The sequence below is a fragment of the Planctellipticum variicoloris genome (genome assembly GCF_030622045.1).
GTDB classification, from domain to species: domain Bacteria; phylum Planctomycetota; class Planctomycetia; order Planctomycetales; family Planctomycetaceae; genus Planctellipticum; species Planctellipticum variicoloris.
In genome coordinates, this window is the sequence record NZ_CP130886.1 from 7183570 (window position 1) to 7198679 (window position 15110).

Here is a 15110-nt window from a genome sequence, read left to right on the forward strand (position 1 = left end):
AGAGAGAGGGCACCCGATACTCTCACAACCGCAGTCCGTTCCAGCGCGCGATCATCCGTTTCTCGCTGCGTCAAAGATTCTCCCAAATCAGCAGATTCTCCCCTCGCGTCCCTTCGAGGAGACGGACCATCTGTTCCGTTCCACGGGCGACTGCTACCTTAATGGTTTCATTCCCGTGACCGTCGTTCGTCCTGGCCGGTGCGGATCGTCCCTGCCCGCTTCGTCCGTCGCGATTCCTGAGCTGTGAGCCCCTCATGCCGGCAATTTTCGAACTGCGACATCGCGTCCGGGCCGACGAAGCCGACGAACTGGGACACGTCAGCAATCTCGTCTACCTCAAGTGGATGCAGTCCGCGGCGTTCGGCCACTCCGCCGCTCGGGGCTGGGGGATGGACGAATATCGGGCCATCAATGCAGGCTGGGTCGTGCGCTCGCACGAGATCGAGTATCTGCGGCCGGCATTTCCCGGAGATGAGGTCATTGTTCAGACCTGGATTGCCGACCTGAAAAAAATGACGTCGCTCCGCCGCTACCAGATTCTCCGCCCTCACGACAACGTCCGACTGGCGGTCGCAGCCACCAACTGGGCCTTCATCGACTTCGCAACACATCGACTGAAGCGGGTCCCGCCGGAAGTCGCGGCGGCATTTGTCGTCATTCCAGACGGACCTGCGCTTCCTGAGCAAATCGACGAGCCGGCGACTTGACCGGCCCTGGGAGAACTTCAGTCGGTAGCATCTGCGAGTTTCGCTTCGGACTCGTGGTACTCCGTTCCCTCGGAACTTACGATCGGCGATTCGCAGCGCGATTCCTTCCGGGACTGGCGGCGAGCAGGAAGGCGAATTGGCATGGGGTCCGCCGCTGCAGAACGGGTTGGCATCAACGGGGCTTCCGCGGCAACCCGCGGCGGAGCCTTGGCCGGCGCTGCGATTCTCGCCGTCGGTCTGACGGAGCTCTCCCGTCTCACCCCGTCGGCCCCCCCCGCGATCCATCTGCTGACCGGCGTCTCGTTGGTGGCTTACCTCCAGGCGCCCCGAAGTCAGTGGTCGCGGATCGGGCTGATCCTGGCCATCTGCGGTCTGCTCTGCGGGACGGCCGCCGAACCTCTGTTGAGCCGGATCGTGGCGTCCACCGGGCTGCAGGCAGGATCGATGCTGCTCGCCCTGCTCCTGATCCGGATCGAGTCCTGCGTCGGGACTCTGTCTGGCGTCCGTCGGATCCCTCCACCAGTGACGCGCGCGGCCGCCGCCGTGGGAGTCTCGATTCTGCTGTCGCTCCCCTGGTGGCGACAATTGCTGCCGAATCTGGGACCGTCCAGCGCCGTCTTCACGGCGACGCTGCTGGCTCACGTTCTGGGCGTTCTTTTCCTGGCGCCGCTGGCCTTCGAGCTGCGCCACGTCAACGGCGCCCGGCAGCGACTCTCGATCGACCGGGAATCGCTGATCTATCTGGGGAGCCTCATCCTGCTCGGCAGCGGCATCGGCTGGTTGGCCTCGGGCGCGATTCCGTGGGTCCTGCTGCCGCTGGGGATCATCTTCTCCATGCAGGGCTGGGCGGCGCTGAGGTTGCCGATCTGGGTCGGAGCGATCGGCATGTTGCTGCTGACGCTGACGCTGATCATCCCGCCCCATTTGTCCATCGGCCCGCTGGTCGTCTCTCGCGGAATCCCCGCTGTCTGGACGGTGGAGTTGCAGTTGTTTCTGCTGTCGGCCGGACTGGCGACGCTGCTGGGATCGATTTGTGTGGCGGGCACGCGCGCCATCGCGACCCGCGAAGCCCGCTACCGGGCCGTAGTGAATGACCAGGCGGATCTGATCGTCCGCTGGCGCCCGGACGGTGCGATCCTGTTCGCCAATTCCGCCTGCCGCAACTTCATGGCAGCCACGGGCGCCGCGCCGGAGCATCGAACGCCGGACAGACTCCCGTTCGCAGACGTTGAAGCCGTCCTCAGCGTCGTCACCCGCCTGACCCCGGAAGCTCCCGTCGAACAGTCCGCCCAGTACGCCGTGCTGAACGACAATCTCCCCGTCTGGCTGGAGTGGACGAATCGCGGCTTTTTTGACGGAGCCGGAAGGCTTGTCGAGATTCAGTCGGTCGGACGCGACGTATCGTCGCGCAAGAGCCTGGAAGACCAGGTTCAGGAGCGGCTGCGATTCGACGAGCTGCTGGCCCGCACCGGTCGGCTCTTTCTGGACGCCGAACGGGGCCGCTACGACTCGGCCTTGCGCGAGGCTCTGACCGAACTGGGAAACGACCTGGGAGTCGACCGACTGCGATTGATCGAACTCGTCGAAGAATCCGGGGCCTGGCGCGTCCTCTCGGAATACTGGGCCCCGGGACTGACGCAAGGGGGCGATTGGGGACGCCCCAGATCGAGCGACCTGTGGAACTCGGCCGGCTGGCTCGCCGAGCAGACGGTGCTGGGTTCGACTGTCGTCGTCGAACGGCTGGACGACCTGCCCGAATCCGCCGCCGATGAGCGTCGCGAGCTGGAACAGTGCTCCGTGAAGTCGCTGCTGCAGGTGCCGCTGCGCGCCGGAGGGAAGGTGCTGGGCGCGCTCTACGCGGAATCGCTCCGGACCGAACATGCCTGGTCGGTCGGCATGATCGATCGGATTCGCCTGATCGGCGGATTGTTTGCCGACGTCCTCGCCCGCTCGCGCTACGAGAGCTCGCTGCGGTTTCGCGAGCATTTCGAGCGACTGATCGGAGACGCCAGTTCGCGATTTATCAATTGCGACGCGCGGCGAATCCCGCAGGAGATCGAGCGGCTGCTCGATCGCGTCGGAACATTTCTGCAGATCGACCGCTGCCAGTGCGTTGAACTTTCGGAGGCGCGCGACGTCGCGGAGCGCCGAAGTGAATGGTGCGCGCCGGGCATCGATCCGTTGTCCGACGAAGGTCGGCGGCTGATGGAACGAGATTTTCTGCGACTGGCGCCGGAGATTACTCCCGCCCGAATTCGGCAGGTCTCCCGCGTGGAAGATCTGTCGCAGGACGAAGATTCGCTGCGCAGCGTCCTGCTGGCCAACGGGGTCAAGTCCATCGTGATCATTCCTGTCTCCGTGGAACTCGAAACCATTGGCATGCTCAGCCTGGTGTCGTTGCGACGCGTGAAGGAGCTGCCCGCCGATCGCCTGCCTCTGATGGCCATGCTCGGGGACCTGCTCGGCCACGCCATCCAGCGCGAACGGAGTGCGCGAAGTCTCGACCGCCAGCGCGAGGAACTCGCCCTGGCGTCGCGGTTGTCGATGATGGGCGAAATGGCCGCCGGCATCGCCCACGACGTCAAGCAACCCCTCCACGCCATTCGCGCATTCTCGGCGAGTATCGAACGAGCGACCCGCGCTGGAATCGCACCGGATGGCGCGCCTCCGCCGGCCGACAAACTGGCGTACTGGGCCGGCCGGATCTCGGAACTGGTCGACCGCGCCGACGCGATCGTCTGCAAATACCGCGACTTCTGCCGGTCGTCGACGCAGGAACGCGAACGCCTGCCGGTCTCGCTGCCGATTCGGGACTCGCTCGCGATCCTGCAGACCGAGCTCCACGAACAGGGAGTGACGATCGAGATGTCGCTGGGCGACGATCTCCCGCAGATCGTTGGCGACCGGATTCAATTGCAGCAGGTCTTCGTCAATCTCTTCAAAAATGCCTGCGATGAACTCGCCGAAGTCGAATCGGACCGGCGGCGCATCGTCGTCACGGGCCGCCGGTCCGATCGCGCTGGAGATGGCGGCGTCCAGATCTCGATCCGCGATTTTGGACGCGGTCTGGGGCAGGCAGCCGCCAATCAATTGTTTACACTGCTCTATACCACGAAGCCGACTGGCACCGGACTCGGCCTGGCAATCTGTCAGACCATCGTCGCCGATCATCGTGGTCATATCTGGTACGAATCGTCGGATCCCGGTGTTACGTTTCATGTCTGGCTCCCTTGCGCTGCGGAGACCTCGCCATGATTCCGAAAGAGTCTCGAGTTTTCATCGTCGATGACGACGGCGACGTCCGGGAAGCGATCGCCACCCTGGTGACGCAGCTCGGCCTCGCCGCGACCGGCTTCGAGTCGGCGGAAGCGTTTCTTGTCGGCTATCGGGGGGAACGCCCCGCCTGCGTCGTGACGGACGTTCGCATGCTTGGCATGACCGGACTGGAACTGCAGGTGGAACTGGGCCGCCGGGGACTGCTGCTGCCGGTCATCGTTCTGACCGCGCACGCCGACACCCCCACGACGGTTCGGGCCATGAAGCAGGGCGCCTTCACGCTGCTCGATAAGCCGTGCCGCGATTCCGAATTGTGGGAGGCGATCCGGGCGGCTCTGGAACAGGACGTCGAGCAGGTGCGGCTCGAAGCCCGCCAGCGTGAACTGCAGGCGCACCTGGCCCTGCTCACGCAGGGCGAGCAGGATGTGCTCGACCTGCTGATGGAAGGCGAAGCCAATAAGGTGATCGCACAAAAGCTGGATCTCGGCCTCCGGACCGTCGAGGCGCGCCGACAATCGCTCCTCAAGAAATTCGAAGTCGATTCGCTCGCCGAACTGATTCCGCTGGTCCTGCTGGCCCGTCAGGGGCAGGTGCGGAACTGAACGCCCGACCGGTCAAAACACGCGCTGGCGGTCCGCGGCAACGCGATGTACCGGCGCGACGGCCGGAGGAGCTGCAATCGTCTGAAATACCAACGCCCGCCGGTCTGCGAAACCCGGCGGACGTTGGCTTCTGCCCTCGACGGTAACACGGAGTTACCGTTCGCTGCCGAGGCCCTGTCTCAACTCCCGCCCCTCTTTCGCTCAAGGAGAGAGCCCGGCCTGGCCACGTAGTGAATTCATCGCCGGCCCGGCGCCGGCACGCCGACCACTTCAGGACCGAGAGCCGTCGGAACTAAAACGCTATGGCGACTCCCAACTGCGTCAGGAACGGCGACACGGTCTCTGTCAGGCCGGCGTTGGCCGAACCGAAAGTCATTACCCGACGGTTGATCTGGTAAAAGAACCCGGCTCCAGCGACCGCGTCGGCCCCACCGGATGCCTGGACCGGCACTCCGTAGTAGCCGTGCACGAATACGGAAAACGAGTCGGTCACCTCCTGCTCCAACGCCGCCTGGACCGAGAACGTGAAATCGTTCTGGCTGACATTCACGACAGTTGGATGCCTGTCGGCCGGACCGCCGCCCCCCGTGATCAGGTAGATGCTGCTTTCTCCTCCTGCATACGAAACGGTCGCCTCCAGATTGGTTTGCTCCGTAAACGGAAAGTCCATGTTGATATTCAGCGACGGATCGATCCCCGCCTGAAATGCGGGGCTGCCGAGTCGACTCTGCAGCGACGCCTCGAACGAAACAGCGGGGATGAAATACTCCATCCGGTCGTTCCAGAGATGAATCTTCGTGTCGAACGTCAGGACGCCAAAGCCGGTTGTTTGATTCGGGCTGATCAAAGACGTCAACCCGGTCCCCAGCACGCGGAACTCCACGTCGTCGGTGACGCCATACCGGAGCAGAAATGGAGTGGCGTACGCTGAAGAGGTGCTGGCGTTCTTGGTACGGAACGACGCCGGCCCCATTTCGACGTATGCCTGCCCCTTTCGAAGCGTGTACGCGCTATTCGGGTAATCGCCCATGTCCGGGCCGGGGTTGGCGATATCCGCCTCTTCGGTCGAACTCGAGTCATTCTGAGTCAGGCGGAGTCGGGCAGGATCTCCGGCCCGATTCCGGGCCAGGCCGGATCGTTGAGTCAGCCAGGGGAATTCCGCATCAGTTGCCGCGAACTCCGCTGCCCGCGGAGCGGGAAAGACTTCGGAATCCGCCGACCACCAGGGGGCTGACGGCGATATCTGCCCCACAGATTCCAGGGAATCATTGTGCGGCGGTGCAGCGCAAGCAAACGTCCCCGGAGCCAGGATCGCCGCAGCCAACAGCAGGCTCACGACGGCTCTGACGGTGCCAATGCGGCTCGCAGCCATATTGCTTCGCCAGTTCGACGACCGCCGGTAAAAACGATTGCTCCCCTCCCCCCGACTCGCAATCGAGTCGAGTTGGAAGTCTGAGCGATTGAAGGGCGCGAGCGGGATGTATCTGACTTGGCCGATTTGGACAACACCAGTTTCTCCAACGAACAGCCTGTTGAAGAATTGGCGACTGACAGAGATGCCTGCCCCGCCAGCAGTAAACCCCTTAAAGGTGCCCAGACATTCCCGTCCGGGCTTCTCGACAAAATCATCCAACGGACTGTAAACACCGACCGCGAGCCGGCGTCGAATCGGCGTCAGCGCTGTCGCTGTCCTCCGACGAAATTCGTCGGAGTATCCGTAAACGCCCGCACTTCGTACTTGCGATAATCCTCGTCAAACGTAAAGACGAACACTTCGTCGCCCGCCTTGCCGCGGAAGCTGCAGATCACCATCTGCTCGGTGGCCATGATCCAATGACCCTTTTGTGGAATCGTCGTCTCCCAGGCGCCGTCTTTGTGAAACGTCATACGCCCCTTCTGACCTTGAGCCGGACGATCGAACGACCAGGTGGAGTCGGCGATCTTCTTGCGAGCATCAGCCAGCGGATCAAATTCCGGAAAGGGCTCGGCCAGTTCCGCGCGCTGGATCCAGCCATTCAGCCGAAGCAACTCGTCGGCATTCTTTTCGGCCTTCGCCTTTCGCTCGGACCGCATCGATCCCATCCAGGCCGCCATGTTCGGAAACAGCACGGTACGCGGCCAGCGGGGATCTGTTTCCCGATGCCAGGTAAGATGGACCTCGGCCATTCGTTCGGTTCCCTCCCGGATCGCAAACAGGACATCGTCGCAGTCCTGTCGACGAGCGACAGCGGTCGCGGAGTTTCAAGAACCCGCGCAGAACGTAGAGGTCCGCCGTGATGGCGGCGAACAGGGAGTGGAAGACGTTCTGCGTCGCCGCCCAGCCGTCGGTGTTGACCGTCTGCGCAGCGTCGCCTGCGGGGTTGGGCGCTGCTCTGGAACTTCCGCCCGTTTGCCCCCCGCAGCGGCCGACTGCGCCCTCACGACAGCCCGGCCCATCGGCTCAATGGTAAACGCGACCGCGAACACTGACTCCACAAACCGATGGGATGGCCTCCTCCTCTCTGATGGGCGACAGAAACCAGATACCTGCAATCCGGGTAGAGTCAGGGAACTCGACATCCGAATGGAATCCCGGAGGTCAAGGAGAGGGCAGGGGCCGTCGCCATGCCGTGAACGGACGGCTTGCCGCCGAACGCTGGATTCAGTAGAAGCAGAGAGGTGGGTAGGCAGCGGAACAGAGCGAGAATCTGTCACGCGATGTCACTCTCGACGGAAGACATGCCCTTCGAAGACTCAGGGACGTGGCGCCCGGAGTCTGCTCCTCACTCGCCACGAATCACTCATCACTCACTACTTTTCAGGTTCCCCATGTCATCGTTCAGCCGGATCGCCGTGATTCTCCGTGACGGGCAGCCCGGGCAGACCGTCGACGTCCGCGGCTGGGTGCGGACAAAGCGCGAGTCGAAGGGGGAGTTCGCGTTCCTCGAAGTCAACGACGGAAGCTGCTTCGGCAACCTGCAGCTCATCGTCGACGGAAACGTCCCCGACTACGCGGCCCTGATGAAGGAGATCGGGACCGGAGCGAGCATTCACGCCGTCGGCGAAGTGAAGGAGTCGCCGGGCAAGGGGCAGCGGATTGAAGTCCACGTCCGTTCGCTGCGGGTGCTCGGGACGGCCGATCCCGCGACGTATCCCCTGCAGAAGAAGGGGCACAGTTTCGAGTTTCTGCGAGAGAAGGCGCACCTGCGGGCGCGGACGAATTCGCTCGGGGCCGTGGCCCGCGTGCGGAACGCGATCTGCTTCGCCATTCATGAGTTCTACCAGTCCCGCGGCTTTCTGTATGTCCACACGCCGGTCATCACGACCAGCGACTGCGAAGGGGCCGGGCAGCTCTTCCAGGTGACGACGCTGGATCTCGCTCGCCTGGCGGCGCTCAAACAGGAACAGGGGAAACCCGTCGAGATCGATTACGGCCAGGATTTCTTCGGCAAGAAGGCCGGGCTCACGGTCAGCGGTCAGCTCGAAGGAGAAACCTACGCCTGCGCGCTGGGGGACATCTACACGTTCGGGCCGACATTCCGGGCGGAGAACTCCAACACCACGCGGCATCTCTCCGAGTTCTGGATGGTCGAACCGGAGATGGCCTTCTACGAGCTCGATGACAACATGCAGCTCGCCGAGGACTTCGTGAAGTTCGTGATCCGGGCCGTGCTGGAAAAGTGCCCGGACGATCTGAAGTTCTTTAACGAGCGGATCGAACCGACGCTGCTGGCGTCGCTGGAGAACATCGTTTCGCACGAGTTCATCCGGCTGACTTACACCGAGGCCGTCGACATTCTCGAAAAGTCCGGCCGGACGTTCGAGTATCCGATCGCGTGGGGCAAGGATCTGCAGAGCGAGCACGAGCGGTATCTGACCGAGGAGCACTTCAAGCAGCCGGTGATCCTGACCGACTACCCGCGGGCGATCAAGTCGTTCTACATGCGCTGCAACGCAGACGGGAAGACAGTCCGCGCGATGGACGTGCTGGTGCCGCGGATCGGCGAGATCATTGGCGGCAGCCAGCGCGAGGAACGCTACGACGTGCTGGTCGACCGCATGCGGGAGTCGCACCTCAATCCCGACGACTACTGGTGGTACCTGGAGCTGCGCAAATACGGCACGGTCCCCCACAGCGGATTCGGCCTGGGGCTGGAGCGGACGGTCCAGCTCATCACCGGGATGCAGAACATCCGCGACTGCATCCCGTTCCCGCGGACGCCCAAGAGCGCCGACTTCTGAGCGAGATCGTTCCGGTCAGGCGACCGAAGCCTGAGCCGGCGGTTTGAAGTGGCCGTCGTCGCTGACGTCTTCGAAACGGACGGCCATCCGTTTGGAGATGCCGGACTCTTCCATCGTCACGCCGTACAGGACGTCGGCGACCACCATCGATCGTTTATGGTGGGTGATCATGATGAACTGCGTCGAACTCTGGAACTCGCGGACGACCGAGGTGAAGCGTTCGACGTTGGCTTCGTCGAGGGCCGCATCGACTTCGTCGAGGATGCAGAACGGGCTGGGTTTGGCTTTGAAGATCGACATGATCAGGGCGATGGCGGTCATGGTCTTCTCGCCGCCGCTCAGGAGCGAAATGCTGCGCAGCTCTTTGCCCGGGGGGCGAGCCTGGATGTCGAGGCCGCATTCGAGAATGTCTTCGGGGTCTTCGAGGATGATGTCCCCTTCGCCCCCTCCGAAGACTTTGCGGAACAGATCCTGGAAGTTCGTGCGGATGACTTCGAAGGTCTCGGCGAACATCTTCCGGCTTTCGACGTTGATCCGCCGGATGATGTCTTCGAGCGTCTGTTTGGCTTCGACGAGGTCCTGGAGCTGGGCGCTGAGCTGCTGAAAGCGGGTTTCGAGCGATTCGAGATCGCGCAGGCTGTCGGTGTTGACGCTCCCCATCATCTTGAGCTTGCGTCGCAGCCGGGTGACGTGGGCGTCCAGCTCCGGGCGGACTTCAGAAAACGGCGGCGGCTCGGCGCCGTCGAATTTGCGGGGATTGTGAGCCGGTTCCGGCCCGGCGTCTTCGGCGTGCTCGTCCACGTGGTGCCGGCGGTCTTGGGAGGAGTGCCGTTCGTCGAGATGCAGCGCGTAGGCGGAGACGCCCGACGCCGCGACGTCCTCGAGCTTGACCTGGTACTCTTCGTCGAGTCGCTCGGCCAGACTTTCCAGAGCGTGTCGCATGTCGCGGAGACGGATTTCGTCGGCGTGCCGGCGGTCGGCCAGTTCGCGGCGCTCCTTGCGCAGCGCCAGCTCCGCTTCGACAAGCCGGCTGCGGCGCTGGCGGAGCTCTCGCTTCTCGGCGTGGAGCGCGGCGGCTTCGATCTGCACGGTTTCCGCGGCGAGATACTGCCCGTTGACGGCGTCGCGCGTGTTCAGAATATGCAGAACCGTCTGCCGCCGTTTCGCGACGGCGGCTTCAAGTCGACGTTCGGCCTCGTCGCTCTGCAGCGATCGCTGGCGGACTTCCTCCTCAAGCCGTTCGCACTGTGCTCTGAGGGCGTCGAGTCGTTCGCTCTGTTTGACGAGATCGAGCTGACGGGCGGCCCGTTCCTGTTCGAGACCCTGCGTCTCCCGCTCCGCGGCGACGAGCTGCTCCTTGTGGGCTTCGAGGTCCTGCTCCAGCGCGGCGGCATTCGCCGCCAGCTCTTCCGCCTGCTGCCTGACCCGTTGGACGTCGAGTTCGCGGGCCGCGAGCTCCTGACCGGCGAGTTCGAGTTGTTCGGCGTGATGCCGCCGGTCTCCCTGCAGTCGGTCGAGATCCTGGTCGCAGGTTGTGACTTCGGCACGCGCTTCAACCATCCGGGCCGTGGCGACATCGACGGCGGACGCCGCCGCTTCGAGTTCACCGTCGGCGGACGTCAGCGAGCGGAACACGCCTTTGAGAGATTCTTCCTGCTCGGCGATCTGCCGGTCGAGCTGAATGAGATCATTCTTGATTCGACGAAGCTCGCTCTTTCGTGAGAGCAGCGCCGTGTCGCTCCGGACGGCTCCCAGATGTAAGGACCCCTCGTGTTCGAGCACTTCGCCCTGGAGCGTGACGAATCGGCATCCGCTGCCGGGACCGGTCGCGAGGCGCACGGCATCGTCCAGAGTTCCCACGACCCAGGTGTCGGCGAGGACGGCGGCGGCGAGGCCCAGGATGCCGTGATCGCCGGTAATCAGCTCGTCCGCCCGCGAGATGATCCCTGGAAAACCGGTCAGGTCCGGCAGAAGTGCGCTGTTCAACTCCAGATGCAGGAAATCTTCGCCGCGCAGCGTGGGAGGAAGAGGTTCGCCGGCAAGTCTGTCGGGAATCGCCAGAAAGCCGACGCGCCCGGATAATTGTGCCGCGCCGGAGCGGAGATAGTCCAGCAGCGGCTGGTACTCCCGGAGGACGATGAGTTGCGACCGGCTTCCCAGGGCGACTTCCAGCAGCGCGGCGTGCTCCAGGTCGACGTCGAGCAGGTCGGCGACGCCGCCGATGACCGTGTTCCACGGGGGGAGATCGGAGGTCCGGGCGCGCGAGAGAATCTCTTTGACGCCCAGATTCAGGCCCTCCTGGCGAAGTTCGAGATCTTCGAGCAGGCTCTTCCGGGCCAGCGCTGCACTGCGCTGCTCGCGATCGGCGGCCAGTCGCGACTTGAGATCATCCTGCGCACCGACAAGCTGCGAACGCCGGCTCTGAACATCGCGGAGCGACTGCTGCGCGGCGGCCAGGCCGGTCTGCGCGGCATCGAGGCGCTGCTGGTGTTCGATCCGATCCGCCTGCAGGCGGGCGATCAGTTCGTCGAGATGTTCGAGCTGGCCGGTCACCCTCTGCTGCGAGTTCTGCAGCGCTTCGAGTTGCGCGTGAAGCGTCGCGAGCTGATTGGCGATGCCGGCCGACTGCTGGACGATCTGTTCGCGTTCCGTCCTGCGGGCTTCGATCCGCTCGCGCAACTGGACGAGCTCCGCAGCCCGGCCCTGCAGCGTGGCGTCCCGCTCCGTGACGCGGACCCGCGTCTCGGCGTACTCGGCTTCGACTTCCTGGAGCCGACGGTGTTGCAGTTCGATTTCTCCGCGGGCGTCGCTCGTCCGGCGGCGGAGGTGGGCCTGCTGTTTCTGCAGACGCGTCAGCTCGGCTTCGAGCTCCTGCAGCCGGGCCGATTGAAATTGAATCGTGGCTTCCTGGCCGACGATGGATTCGCGGACTGCCGAATTCCGGCGGTCGACGGTCCGCAGACGATCGTCGAGGGCGGAGATCTGGTGATCGAAAGCGGCTTCCTCCGATTCGATGACCTTCTGCCGGTCGGTCAGATCCTGGAGGCGTCCCTCGGATTCGGCGAGGGCAGCGTCGACAACCGAGATCTCCGCGGTGAGCTGCCGATAGTCGTCGCCCGCCAGCCCCAGCCACCACTTCTTGAGATCCTCGCTGACTTCGCGATACTTGACCGCCTTGGCAGCCTGGCTGCGGGTGGAATTGAGCTGCGCTTCGACCTCGTCGACAATGTCGGTCAGCCTGAGCAGATTCTGCGCGACCCGTTCGAGCTTCCGCTGCGCGTCGAGCCGCCGCGCCTTGAAGCGGCTGACGCCGGCGGCTTCTTCGAAGACCAGCCGTCGGGCGGTCGGGTTGGCCTGCAGGATCTGGTCGACGCGCCCCTGTTCGATGATGCTGTACGCGGCGCTCCCGGCGCCGGTGCCGAGGAACAGGTCTTTGATGTCTTTCAGCCGGGACGGAGCGCGGTTCAGCAGATACTCCGCGTCGCCGTTGCGCCAGATGCGGCGGCCGATGTGGACTTCCTGCGCGTCGATCGGCAGCAGGCCGGACGAATTGTCGTAAGTCAGCGTGGCTTCGGCGAATGCGCTCGGCTTGCGGCTCGAAGAGCCATTAAAGATGACGTCGACCATGTCCTTGCCGCGGAGGCTCTTGGCCGACTGGTCGCCAAGAATCCACTTGAGCGCGTCGACGACATTGCTCTTGCCGCTGCCGTTAGGACCGACAACGCAGGTAATGCCCTTGGCGAAGTCGAACCTGGTGCGGTCGGCGAAGCTCTTGAAGCCGAACAGTTCCAGTGACTTCAGCATGACGGGGTCCTGCCGCCGGCGGCAGCCGACGGCCCGCAGACCGGCGAGAAGACTCGCCGGTCGAAGGAATCGTTTCCAGGGGTCACGGTCCGAGCCCGGTCGCTCAGAATCTCTCGCGGAGTCGGGGAATCAGTCCAAAGGGTTTCTTCTTGGCGTCGTCGCTGTCGACCTTGTCCGCTGCCGGCGCAGCAGGGGTTGATGGTTTGTCGGAATTTGCCGGCTTCTCGTCTTTCACGGCGACCGGTTTTGTGTCGGCCGGGACGCTGGCCTGGACCCCCTCCGAGTCGGCCCAGTCTCCGCTGCCGCTCCCTTCCCGCTCGGCCTTTTCGTGGTCGATCGGAAAGAGATTCGGGGCCATGTGATCGCGACCGATCTTCGTCGGCTTTGCCGGTTTCTCCAGCGTGCTCGGTGCGTCGGCGCTTCGCGGGCGGTTGTAGACGCGGCCGGCTTCCGGCAGAGCATCTGTCGCAAGGCGCGTCGCGAGATTCCGCTGACGGGACGCCTCCGACAGCATCTGAACCACGTCCGGATAACGGGCCCCGAGTTCGACCGCGGTCCGAATCACCTCGGCGACGTTGAGCGAGACCTCCTTACGCTGGTCGGGGCGATTCGCCTCGAAGCGGACCACAGAGGCGGTTTCGCTGCCCGGCTGCGCGGTGATCATCACGTTGCGGCCGGCGGACAGCAGCAACGGCGTGGCGAACTTCTGGTCCGCACCAAAGATCACGACCTCGGGACGCGTGCGGAGCGTGATATGAACCATCGGGTCGCCGCTCGTTTCCAGCACGTGCAGGACGAAGTGAAGCTGGCGGTCTTTCTGAGCCTCAATGTCATCCGCCAGCAACGGATCGATCGGCTCCAGCATCGGTTCGCCGCGGATAAACGGATCTCTCCGGTCGAGCGTCCAGAGCGCCCGGAAAGCCCCGTAGCGGAGCTCTTCACTGTTCTGACTCATCAGCTCGCGAAGCGCCATGTGGGCGTCGGCGTCGTCGATCGTCGACAGAGCGGCGAGCGCAAACACGCGGAACGCCGGTTCCTCGCGGGCCGCCTGGGCAAGCACCGGAATTCCATCCGCTTCGCCCAGGTAGGCCAGGGCCATGGCGGACTGGAACTGACATTCCAGCGTCGGCGCCTTCAGAGCGGCCTTCAGCAGCGGGACGGACGCGCCCCCGATCGCTTCGAGCTGCAGCGCCGCCTCCTCCGCCGTTTCGGGCTCGAACAGTTCTTCCTGCAGCCGCTGCATGCGAACTCGCTGCGCCACGGGGCTCTCGGCGAAGGCGATGTGCTTGATGACTTCGAGGTATCGCGGATAGTTGTCCTTGTAGCGGGGTTGCAGTTCGAGTGCGATCTTGGCGTCCGTCTTGGCGACGGCCATCGGCTTCTTAATGCCGTATTTGTCGTAGTCGTGAAACCGGGTGCCGACGGCGTTGGCGATACGCGACGAGTTGCGGACGCTGCGGAAGTCGTTGCGCAGGTTGATGGCCAGCTCGCGACTCCGGGTCAGCATGGCGCCGGCCAGCACTCGTCCGCGCAGCATCTGCGATGCCGCCGTCTTTTCGCTGGGCATGGCGACCCCGGCCGCCAGGACAGGGCCTTTCGCCCGGGCGTACGTATGACCTTTCATCAATCCCTGTCCGGGGACGAGAGTCTGTTCGGTCAGATGGCACTCCATCAGCCACCCGCCCGCCAGGCTCGTCGCATTGGCGCTCTCCGGCGCGATGACTTCCACGTCCAGCTTGTCGCCGGGCTGCAGCAGCGGCGGCAGGTAGGTCCGCACAACGACCAGGGCCGTATTCGGCGATGCAAGAATCGTATTGGGGATGCGGATGTCGTGGCGCTTGAGTTCGTCCAGGAGCATCGTTCGATAGGCCGAGGGGGCCGGATCGCCGCCGGTCCCGGGGAGATCCACCACCAGGCCCACGCCGGTCAGGACCACCGGACCGTATCCCTGGAACGTCGTGTGCGCACCGACCAGCGTGGTCTCCAGATTCACGCCGCCTGCCGGACGCTGTGCAGGGGGTGCGGCCACGGAAACGGCCCCTGCGGTCAACAGCGTGACGGCGCAGGCCGTAGTCAGCCAGATTCGAGCGGGATTGGAGCTGCGCATGGCCGGGCGATTCCTTTCGCCTACCCGATCCTGCCGCTCGCGCGCCAACCCGGCGCGACGGTTGCGGAGGACCGGAACATCCTGCAGACGTGTTGAGAGAACTTGGGGAGGGAGGAACCATAGGTCTTGAGGCCGGGCAGCGTCAAGACGAGGTTCTGCGCGTGAAATGGCGTCGTCGTGAAACACGAGTTGGCCAGGACTCGCGTCGACAAACTGAGGCCCCACGCGCCGACGCCGCAGGGGGGGGGCGTCCGGATCGCATACGGTCGCGATCAACACACGGCAAAAGCTGCAATGGGCTGGAGCAGCGCCGGTCAGTCGACGAAAGCAGCCGCCGGTCCCGCGGCGGGACTGGCGGCTGTCACATAATCGGGGCGGCTTCTCTGCGGGGAG

9 protein-coding genes are annotated in these 15110 nt (G+C 64.2%); 5 read left to right on the top strand and 4 right to left on the bottom strand.

Annotated features, from left to right (window positions below; genetic code table 11):
• Positions 1-254: 254 nt before the first annotated feature.
• The 3 genes from SH412_RS28170 (at position 255) to SH412_RS28180 (ending at position 4585) form a co-directional block, all read left to right on the top strand.
• Positions 255-707: an acyl-CoA thioesterase gene (locus tag SH412_RS28170; RefSeq protein ID WP_336521375.1), complete on the top strand. Its 453-nt coding sequence runs from the start codon at positions 255-257 to the stop codon at positions 705-707.
• A gap of 141 nt (positions 708-848) precedes the next feature.
• On the top strand, positions 849-3962 hold the full coding sequence (locus SH412_RS28175; protein WP_336521376.1) for an ATP-binding protein: 3114 nt from the start codon (positions 849-851) through the stop codon (positions 3960-3962).
• Positions 3959-4585, top strand: coding sequence for a response regulator transcription factor (locus SH412_RS28180; RefSeq protein ID WP_336521377.1), 627 nt, complete (start codon positions 3959-3961; stop codon positions 4583-4585). The genes SH412_RS28175 and SH412_RS28180 overlap by 4 nt, the downstream gene beginning before the upstream one ends.
• A gap of 292 nt (positions 4586-4877) precedes the next feature.
• On the opposite strand, the gene SH412_RS28185 is transcribed toward SH412_RS28180, so the two are convergent.
• Together SH412_RS28185 and SH412_RS28190 are read right to left on the bottom strand one after the other, a co-directional pair.
• Positions 4878-5957, bottom strand: coding sequence for a transporter (locus SH412_RS28185; protein ID WP_336521378.1), 1080 nt, complete (start codon positions 5955-5957; stop codon positions 4878-4880).
• A gap of 302 nt (positions 5958-6259) precedes the next feature.
• Entirely contained in the window at positions 6260-6751 is a 492-nt protein-coding gene (locus SH412_RS28190; RefSeq protein ID WP_336521379.1) for a hypothetical protein, read from the bottom strand.
• Between the two features lie 642 nt (positions 6752-7393).
• Here SH412_RS28190 and asnS point away from each other — a divergent pair.
• Positions 7394-8806, top strand: coding sequence for an asparagine--tRNA ligase (gene asnS / locus SH412_RS28195; protein ID WP_336521380.1), 1413 nt, complete (start codon positions 7394-7396; stop codon positions 8804-8806).
• A gap of 15 nt (positions 8807-8821) precedes the next feature.
• On the opposite strand, the gene smc is transcribed toward asnS, so the two are convergent.
• The gene (smc, locus tag SH412_RS28200) at positions 8822-12610 is read right to left on the bottom strand and encodes a chromosome segregation protein SMC (RefSeq protein WP_336521381.1); all 3789 of its coding nucleotides are present in this window, start codon (positions 12608-12610) and stop codon (positions 8822-8824) included.
• A 103-nt stretch (positions 12611-12713) separates the two neighbouring features.
• Positions 12714-14717 (bottom strand): flagellar basal body P-ring protein FlgI, encoded by a 2004-nt coding sequence (locus SH412_RS28205; RefSeq protein WP_336521382.1) that lies wholly within the window; start codon positions 14715-14717, stop codon positions 12714-12716.
• A gap of 177 nt (positions 14718-14894) precedes the next feature.
• Between SH412_RS28205 and SH412_RS28210 the strand changes: the two genes are divergently transcribed.
• Positions 14895-15086 carry a hypothetical protein gene (locus tag SH412_RS28210; protein WP_336521383.1) on the top strand — a complete coding sequence of 64 codons (192 nt, stop codon included), beginning with the start codon at positions 14895-14897 and terminating at the stop codon, positions 15084-15086.
• The last annotated feature ends 24 nt before the right edge of the window (positions 15087-15110 follow it).

Bases quoted from the DNA above. Each gene is read 5' to 3' on its own strand.
- SH412_RS28190 (WP_336521379.1), bottom strand. From the start codon at position 6,751: ATGGCCGAGGTCCATCTTACCTGGCATCGGGAAACAGATCCCCGCTGG.
- smc (WP_336521381.1), bottom strand. From the start codon at position 12,610: ATGCTGAAGTCACTGGAACTGTTCGGCTTCAAGAGCTTCGCCGACCGC.
- SH412_RS28185 (WP_336521378.1), bottom strand. From the start codon at position 5,957: ATGGCTGCGAGCCGCATTGGCACCGTCAGAGCCGTCGTGAGCCTGCTG.
- SH412_RS28170 (WP_336521375.1), top strand. From the start codon at position 255: ATGCCGGCAATTTTCGAACTGCGACATCGCGTCCGGGCCGACGAAGCC.
- asnS (WP_336521380.1), top strand. From the start codon at position 7,394: ATGTCATCGTTCAGCCGGATCGCCGTGATTCTCCGTGACGGGCAGCCC.
- SH412_RS28180 (WP_336521377.1), top strand. From the start codon at position 3,959: ATGATTCCGAAAGAGTCTCGAGTTTTCATCGTCGATGACGACGGCGAC.
- SH412_RS28175 (WP_336521376.1), top strand. From the start codon at position 849: ATGGGGTCCGCCGCTGCAGAACGGGTTGGCATCAACGGGGCTTCCGCG.
- SH412_RS28205 (WP_336521382.1), bottom strand. From the start codon at position 14,717: ATGCGCAGCTCCAATCCCGCTCGAATCTGGCTGACTACGGCCTGCGCC.